This is a genomic window from Geodermatophilus maliterrae (assembly GCF_041018925.1).
Taxonomy (GTDB): Bacteria; Actinomycetota; Actinomycetes; order Mycobacteriales; family Geodermatophilaceae; genus Geodermatophilus; species Geodermatophilus maliterrae.
On sequence record NZ_JBFNXQ010000160.1, the window covers coordinates 1 to 7365 of the forward strand.

Annotated in this window: 5 protein-coding genes; all 5 read left to right on the forward strand. The window is 75.8% G+C overall.

Annotation, left to right across the window (positions count from 1 at the left end; genetic code table 11):
- Positions 1-1775: peptidoglycan D,D-transpeptidase FtsI family protein (locus ABQ292_RS25605; RefSeq protein ID WP_369210522.1), on the forward strand; the 1775-nt coding region annotated here is incomplete at its 5' end.
- A gap of 137 nt (positions 1776-1912) precedes the next feature.
- The gene (locus ABQ292_RS25610) at positions 1913-3478 is read left to right on the forward strand and encodes a UDP-N-acetylmuramoyl-L-alanyl-D-glutamate--2,6-diaminopimelate ligase (protein WP_369210523.1); all 1566 of its coding nucleotides are present in this window, start codon (positions 1913-1915) and stop codon (positions 3476-3478) included.
- Entirely contained in the window at positions 3475-4866 is a 1392-nt protein-coding gene (locus ABQ292_RS25615) for a UDP-N-acetylmuramoyl-tripeptide--D-alanyl-D-alanine ligase (RefSeq protein WP_369210524.1), read from the forward strand. Before ABQ292_RS25610 ends, ABQ292_RS25615 begins: the two co-directional genes overlap by 4 nt.
- Complete coding sequence (mraY, locus tag ABQ292_RS25620; RefSeq protein WP_369210525.1) at positions 4863-5942, forward strand: phospho-N-acetylmuramoyl-pentapeptide-transferase; 1080 nt, start codon at positions 4863-4865, stop codon at positions 5940-5942. The genes ABQ292_RS25615 and mraY overlap by 4 nt, the downstream gene beginning before the upstream one ends.
- 94 nt (positions 5943-6036) lie before the next feature.
- Positions 6037-7365 (forward strand): putative lipid II flippase FtsW (gene ftsW / locus ABQ292_RS25625; protein WP_369210526.1); only part of this gene is annotated, 1329 nt, incomplete at its 3' end.

The window sequence follows — 7365 nt, forward strand, 5'->3', positions numbered from 1 at the left end:
GGCCGCTGACCTCGGGGCCGGGCCGGCTGTGGTGGGGCCTGGTGCTCGTCGTCGTCCCGCTGCTCGTGGTCACCGGCAAGCTCGTCCTGCTGCAGGGCGTCGACGGCGGCGCCTACGCCAACGCCGCCGAGCAGGACCGGCTGAGCACGTACCCGATCGCGGCGCTGCGCGGGGCCGTCGTCGACCGCGACGGCAACCCGTTCGCCTACACCGTCGAGGCGTCCCGGGTGGTCGCCGACCCGACCGTCGTCGACGACCCCGAGCGCACCGCCCTGGCGCTGAGCGCGCTGCTCGACCTCCCCGTGGACGAGCTCACCGAGCGGCTCACCGCCGAGGGCCGCTACGTCGTCCTCGCCCGGCAGGTGCCGCCGGAGACCACCGACGCCATCGACGAGCTGGGCCTGGCCGGCGTCTCCTTCGAGGACGACCCGGTGCGGCTCTACCCGGCGGGCAGCGTCGGGGGGCAGATCGTGGGCTGGGTCGGCCGCGACGGCGAGGGTCTCGGCGGCGTCGAGCTGCGGTTCGACGACGCCCTGGCCGGCACCGACGGGCAGCGGCGGGTCGAGGTGGGCAGCGGCGGCAACCCGATCCCGTCGGGCATCGACGAGTCCACCCCCGCCACCGACGGCAGCACCGTCGAGCTGACCGTCGACCGGGACGTCCAGTTCACGGTGGAGCAGCGGCTGGCGCAGGCCTGCGCCGACGGCGCCACCACCCGCGCCTCGGCGGTCGTGCTCGACGTGCACACCGGCGAGGTGGTGGCCATGGGCTCCTGCCCGGGCTACGACCCCGCCCGGGCCGGCAGCACCGACCCGGCGCTGCTCGGCAACCCGGTGGTCTCCGACGTGTTCGAGCCCGGCTCGGTCATGAAGGCGGTGACCCTGGCCGCCGCGGTCGAGGAGGGCGAGGCCACCCCCGACACCGTGCTGACCGTCGACGGCCACATCCAGGCCGGTGACGTGGTGGTCACCGACGCCCACGACCACGACCCGGTCGACTGGACGGTGACCGGCATCCTCGCCAAGTCCAGCAACGTCGGCACGATCATGCTCGCCCGCCAGGTGGGGGACGCGACGCTCGAGCGGTACCTGCGCGCCTTCGGCGTGGGGGAGGAGACCGGGATCGAGCTGCCCGGCGAGAGCGCCGGCATCCTCGAGGCCTCCGCCGACTGGACCGAGAGCCGCGCGGCCAACGTGCCGATCGGCCAGGGCGTCTCGGTGACGACGCTGCAGATGGCCTCGGTCTTCCAGGCCATCGCCAACGACGGCGTCCGCGTCCCGCCGCGGCTGGTCGAGTCGGTGACCGCTCCCGACGGGACGACGTCGACCCCGGAGGCGCCGGAGGCCACCCGCGTGATCGGCGAGGACACCGCCGACGACCTGGCGTACATGCTCGAGGCCGTCGTCGGTCCGGGCGGTACCGCGCCCCTGGGCGAGGTCGACGGCTACCGGGTGGCGGGCAAGACCGGGACGGCGCAGCGGGCCAACCCCGAGTGCGGCTGCTACGAGGGCGGTGGCTACGTGACGACGTTCGTCGGCTTCGCCCCGGCCGACGACCCGCAGTACGTCGTCGCCGTCGATCTCGAGCGGCCCACCAGCTCCGCGGAGGGCGGCCAGGTCGCCGCACCCGTCTTCGCCGATGTCATGCGCTACGTGCTGACCCACGGCGGGGTGGTGCCCTCGGGCACGGCGCGGCCGGACTTCGCGCTCACCGGCGAGGACCTCGCCGCCAGGGCGGGCGGCACCGGGGCGGGCACGCCCGCCGCAGGCGACTGAGGGCCCCCGCTGCCGCGGGCGTCCTCCGGCCTGCCGCGGGGCCGACCGTGCGCCTCCGCGGCCTCGCACGGTCGGGACACCGCCGAGTGCCCGCGGGTGCGCGGGACGGGGGCGGTCCGCCGGTAGATTGGCCCGACGTGAGCCCGACCGGACCCGGGTCGGTGCCCCGGCCAGCGGGGACCCACCCGCTCGCCCTCCGTGCGCTCGCCGACCTGGTCGGCGACCCCGTGCAGGGCGACCCCGACACCGCCGTCCGTGGCGTCACCCTCGCCTCCACCGAGGTGCAGCCCGGTGACCTCTACGCCGCGCTGCCCGGCGCCCGCACCCACGGCGTCCGCTTCGCCGCCGACGCCGCCGCCCGCGGCGCCGTCGCGGTCCTCACCGACCCGGACGGCCGGGAGCAGGCGGCGGCCACCGGGCTGCCGGTCTGCGTGACCGGCGACCCGCGCGGTGTCCTCGGCGCCGTCGCCGCGCGCGTGTACGGCGAGCCCGCGGCCCGGCTGCCGGTCATCGGCATCACCGGCACCAACGGCAAGACGACGACGAGCTACCTGGTCGAGGCCGGTCTGGCCGCCGCCGGCCGCGGCACCGGCCTCATCGGCACCGTGCAGTCGCGCACCCGCGGCCGCGGCGGCGCCGAGGTCGCCTTCCCCAGCGTCCGCACCACCCCCGAGGCCCCGGTGCTGCACGCGCTGCTGGCCACCATGGCCGAGTCCGGCGTCGACGCCGTGGTCATGGAGGTGTCCAGCCACGCGCTGGTGCAGGGCCGCGTCGGCGGGGTGGCCTTCGCCGCCGCCGGGTTCACCAACCTCAGCCAGGACCACCTCGACTTCCACCGCGACCTCGAGGACTACTTCCAGGCCAAGGCGCTGCTGTTCGACGGCCGTGCCGCCCGCGAGGTCGTCGTGGTCGACGACGACGCCGGCCGCCGCCTGGCCGGGATGCTCGGCGGCCGGGCGGTCACCGCCTCCGCGGAGGGAGCCCTCCTCGACGGGGAGCCCGCGCACTGGACGGCGACGGACGTCACGACCACGCCCGACGGCGGCTCGGCCTTCACCCTGACCGGGCCCGGCGGCAGCTGGCCGGCCCGCGTCCGGCTGCCCGGGCGGTTCAACGTCACCAACGCCGTCCTCGCCGCCGCGCTGCTCGACGCGATCGGCGTGCCGGTGGACGCCGCCCTCGAGGGCATCGCCCGCACGGTCGTGCCGGGCCGGATGGAGCCGGTCGACGCCGGCCAGCCGTTCACCGCCGTCGTCGACTACGCACACACCCCCGACGCCGTCACCACCGCCCTCGCCGCGCTGCGGAGCGCGACCCGGGGCAGGCTGATCACCGTGCTCGGCTGTGGCGGTGACCGTGACCCCGGCAAGCGACCGGCGATGGGCGCCGCCGCGGCCCTCGGCAGCGACCTGCTCGTCGTCACCGACGACAACCCGCGCTCGGAGGACCCGGCCGCGATCCGCGCCGCGATGACCGCCGGGGTGCCGGCCGACCGGCGCGGTGCGGTGGAGGAGGTCGGCGACCGCCGGGCGGCGATCGCCCGCGCGGTGGAGCTGGCGCGGCCCGGCGACACGGTGCTGGTCGCAGGCAAGGGACACGAGTCGGGTCAGGAGGTCGCCGGCACCGTGACGCCGTTCGACGACCGCGCCGTGCTGCGCGAGGTGCTCGCCACGCTGACGCCCGCCGGGGCGGCCCGCCGGTGATCGCCCTGACCCTCGCCGAGGTCGCGGAGGCCGTCGGCGCAGCGCTGCCGCACGCCGCCGAGGGGACCGTCACCGGAGTGACCCTCGACTCGCGCGGCGTCTCCGCCGGCGACCTGTTCGTCGCCGTGGCCGGGGAGCGCGTCGACGGGCACGACTACCTCGACGCCGCCGCGGCCGCCGGCGCCGTCGCCGCGCTGACCAGCCGTCCCGGCGGGCCGCTGCCGGCGCTGGTCGTCGAGGACACCGTGGCCGCCCTCGGCCGGCTCGCCGCCCTGGTGCACGGTCGGCTGGCCGCCGCGGGCCTGACGACGCTCGGCATCACCGGCTCGTCGGGCAAGACCTCGACCAAGGACCTGCTCGGCCAGGTGCTCGCCACCGCCGGGCCGACGGTCAGCCCGCCCGGCTCGTACAACAACGACATCGGCCTGCCGCTCACCGTGCTGTCGGCCGACGCGGACACCCGGTACCTGGTGCTGGAGATGGGCGCCCGCGGGATCGGGCACATCGCCCGGCTGTGCGCCGTCGCCCGGCCCGACGTCGGCGTGGTCCTCAACGTCGGCTCGGCGCACCTGGGCGAGTTCGGCTCGGCCGACGTCATCGCGCAGGCCAAGGGTGAGCTGGTCGAGGCGCTGCCGGAGTCGGGCACGGCCGTCCTCAACGCCGACGACCCGCGGGTGGCCGGCATGGCGCCGCGGACCCGCGCCCGGGTGGTCACCACCGGCCGCTCGGCCGGTGCCGACGTCCGGGCCACCGCCGTCGCGCTCGACGACGCCGCCCGCGCCCGGTTCACCCTCGTGGCCGGCGGCGAGGAGCACCCGGTGGCGCTGCAGGTGGTGGGCGAGCACCAGGTGGCCAACGCGCTGTCGGCCGCCGGCGCGGCGCTGGCCGCCGGCATGACCCCGGCCGCCGTCGCCGCCGCGCTGTCCGCGGCGCAGCCGCGCAGCCGCTGGCGCATGGAGGTCACCCGCCGGCCCGACGGGGTCACGGTGGTCAACGACGCCTACAACGCCAACCCCGAGTCGATGCGGGCCGCCCTGGCCGCCCTCGCCGGGCTGGCCGGCACCCGCCGGGTGGCCGTCCTCGGCGGCATGGCCGAGCTGGGTGCCGACGCCGTTGCCGAGCACGAGCGCCTGGGCCGCGACGCCGTCGCCGCGGGGGTGGACCTCGTCGTGGCCGTCGGACCCGATGCGGTAGGGATAGCGACGGGTGCCACGGCCGCCGGTGCCCGCGAGGGGGACGGCGCGGTGTCCGTGCCCGACCGGGTGGCCGCCCGCGAACTGCTGTCGGAGGTGCTGGTGCCCGGTGACGTCGTGCTGGTGAAGGCCAGCCGGTCCCACGGGCTGGAGCTGCTCGCCGCCGACCTGCTCACCGCCGGGGCAGGCGCGTGAAGTCCGTCCTCGTCGCCGCGTCCATCGGGCTGATCATCTCGATCCTCTGCACGCCGCTGGCCGTGCGCACCTTCCGGCGCCGGGGCTTCGGCCAGGAGATCCGCGACGACGGCCCCGAGTCGCACCTGTCGAAGAAGGGCACGCCCACCATGGGCGGCACCGTCATCGTCGGGGCGACCGTCGGCGGCTACCTGATCGCCCACCTGTTCCTGATCGACCAGCCCGGCCGCGGCGTCACCGCCACCGGCCTGCTGCTGCTGTTCCTCATGGTGGGGCTGGGCACCGTCGGCTTCCTCGACGACTACCTGAAGATCCGTCACCGGCGCAGCCTGGGCCTGAACAAGACGGCGAAGCTGGTCGGCCAGCTGGTCGTGGGGGTGGGCTTCGCCGTCCTCGGGCTCAACTTCCCCGACGAGGGCGGGATCACCCCGGCGTCGGAGTCGGTCTCCTACGTCCGCGACATCGAGCCGCTGTTCCTCGGCTCGGTCGGGTTCGTCGTCCTGGCGTACCTGTTCATCGCCGGGTTCTCCAACGCGGTCAACCTCACCGACGGCCTCGACGGGCTGGCGGCCGGCTGCTCGGCGATGGTGTTCGGCGCCTACGTCGTCATGAGCTTCTGGCAGTTCACCCACGACTGCGTCGCCGCCGCGGTCGACGGCTGCTACGAGGTGCGCGACCCGCTCGACGTCACCCTGGTCGCGGCCGCGGCCCTGGGCGCGTGTCTCGGCTTCCTGTGGTGGAACACCAGCCCGGCGCGGATCTTCATGGGTGACACCGGCTCGCTCGCCCTCGGCGGCCTCATGGCCGGCATCGCCGTCGTGACCCGCACCGAGCTGCTGCTCATCGTCCTCGGCGGCCTGTTCGTCGCCGTCACGCTGTCGGTGGTCATCCAGGTGGCGTTCTTCCGGGCCACCCGGCGCCGCGTCTTCCGCATGGCCCCGCTGCACCACCACTTCGAGCTGGCCGGGTGGGCGGAGAACACGGTGATCGTGCGGTTCTGGCTCGTGACCGGGATGGCCGTGGCCTTCGGTCTGGGGCTGTTCTACGCCGACTGGCTGACCGTCACCGGCCTGTGAGCGCCCGGCTGTGAGCAGGCCGGCCCGCGTCCGCCCGGCGCGACACGCCCCGTCGCTGCCCCGGCGTGGCGCGACCAGCGGCGACGATGGCGGGATGGACAGCCGGACCGCTCCGTCCCGAGGCGGCACCCGCCGCACCCCCGGCCGGGCCGCTCCGGGGGTGCCGCCGCGGCTGCGCGGGCCCGCCTGGCTCGACGGCCCGATGACCAGCTGCCACCTGGTCATCGGCGCGGCGGGGCTGCTGCTGGCCATCGGGCTGGTCATGGTCTTCTCCGCGTCGGCGATCGAGGCGGCCCTCAACGACGAGTCGGCGTGGCAGCCGGGGCTCGACCAGCTCGTCTTCGCCGCCCTCGGCCTGGTCGCGCTGGTCGTGGCGGTGCGGCTGCCGGTCGGGCTGCTGCGGCGCTGGTCGCCGGTGGCGCTGGTCGTCGTCACCGTCCTGCTGTTCGCCGTCCTCGTGCCCGGGATCGGCACCACCTACAACGGCTCACGGGCCTGGATCAGCCTCGGGTTCACCGACTTCCAGCCCTCCGAGCTGTCCAAGCTCGTCCTCGCGCTGTGGGGCGCGCACGTGCTGGCCCTGCGGGGGCGGCACCTGACGGTCAAGACGCTGCTGCTGCCGCTGGTCCCGGTCTTCCTGGTCCTCTCGGTCCTGCTCATCCGCGAGCCGGACTTCGGCGCGGTGGTGAGCCTCGCGCTGGTGCTGTTCGGGCTGCTCCACGCCGGGGGCGCGCCGTGGCGGGTCTGGGCCCTCATCGGGGCGAGCGGCGTCACCGCCGTCGTCCTGCTGGTGGTGACCGCGCCCTACCGGCTGGAGCGGATCACCGCGTTCCTGGACCCCTTCGCCGACCCGACCAACACCGGCTTCCAGGCCATCCGCGGGTTCTACGCGCTGGCCACCGGCGGCCTGTGGGGCGTGGGCCTGGGCAACAGCGCGATGAAGTGGAACCTGCTGCCCGAGGCCGAGTCGGACTACATCTTCGCGATCATCGGCGAGGAGCTCGGCTTCCTCGGCTGCCTGGTCGTCGTCACCCTCTACGCGGTGCTGGCCTACGCCGGCTTCCGCATCGCCCACCGCTCGGCCGACCGGTTCATCCAGCTGGCCAGCGTGGCGATCACCGTCTGGCTGGTCGGCCAGGCGGCCATGAACATGGGCTACGTGGTCGGCCTGCTCCCGGTCACCGGGGTCACGCTGCCGCTGGTCTCCGCCGGGGGCACCTCGCTGGTGCTCACCCTCTTCATCGTGGGGATCCTCATCCGCTTCGCCCGCTCCGAGCCCGAGGCCATCGAGCACGCCCGCCGCGCCGAGCGCAGCCGCCTGGCCCGCTGGCTGCTGCCGGTGCCCGCGCACGCCGTCGACCCGGTCCGGCCCCGCCGGCCGCGGCCCCGGCCCCGGCCCCCGGGGGGGGGGGGGGGCCCGGGC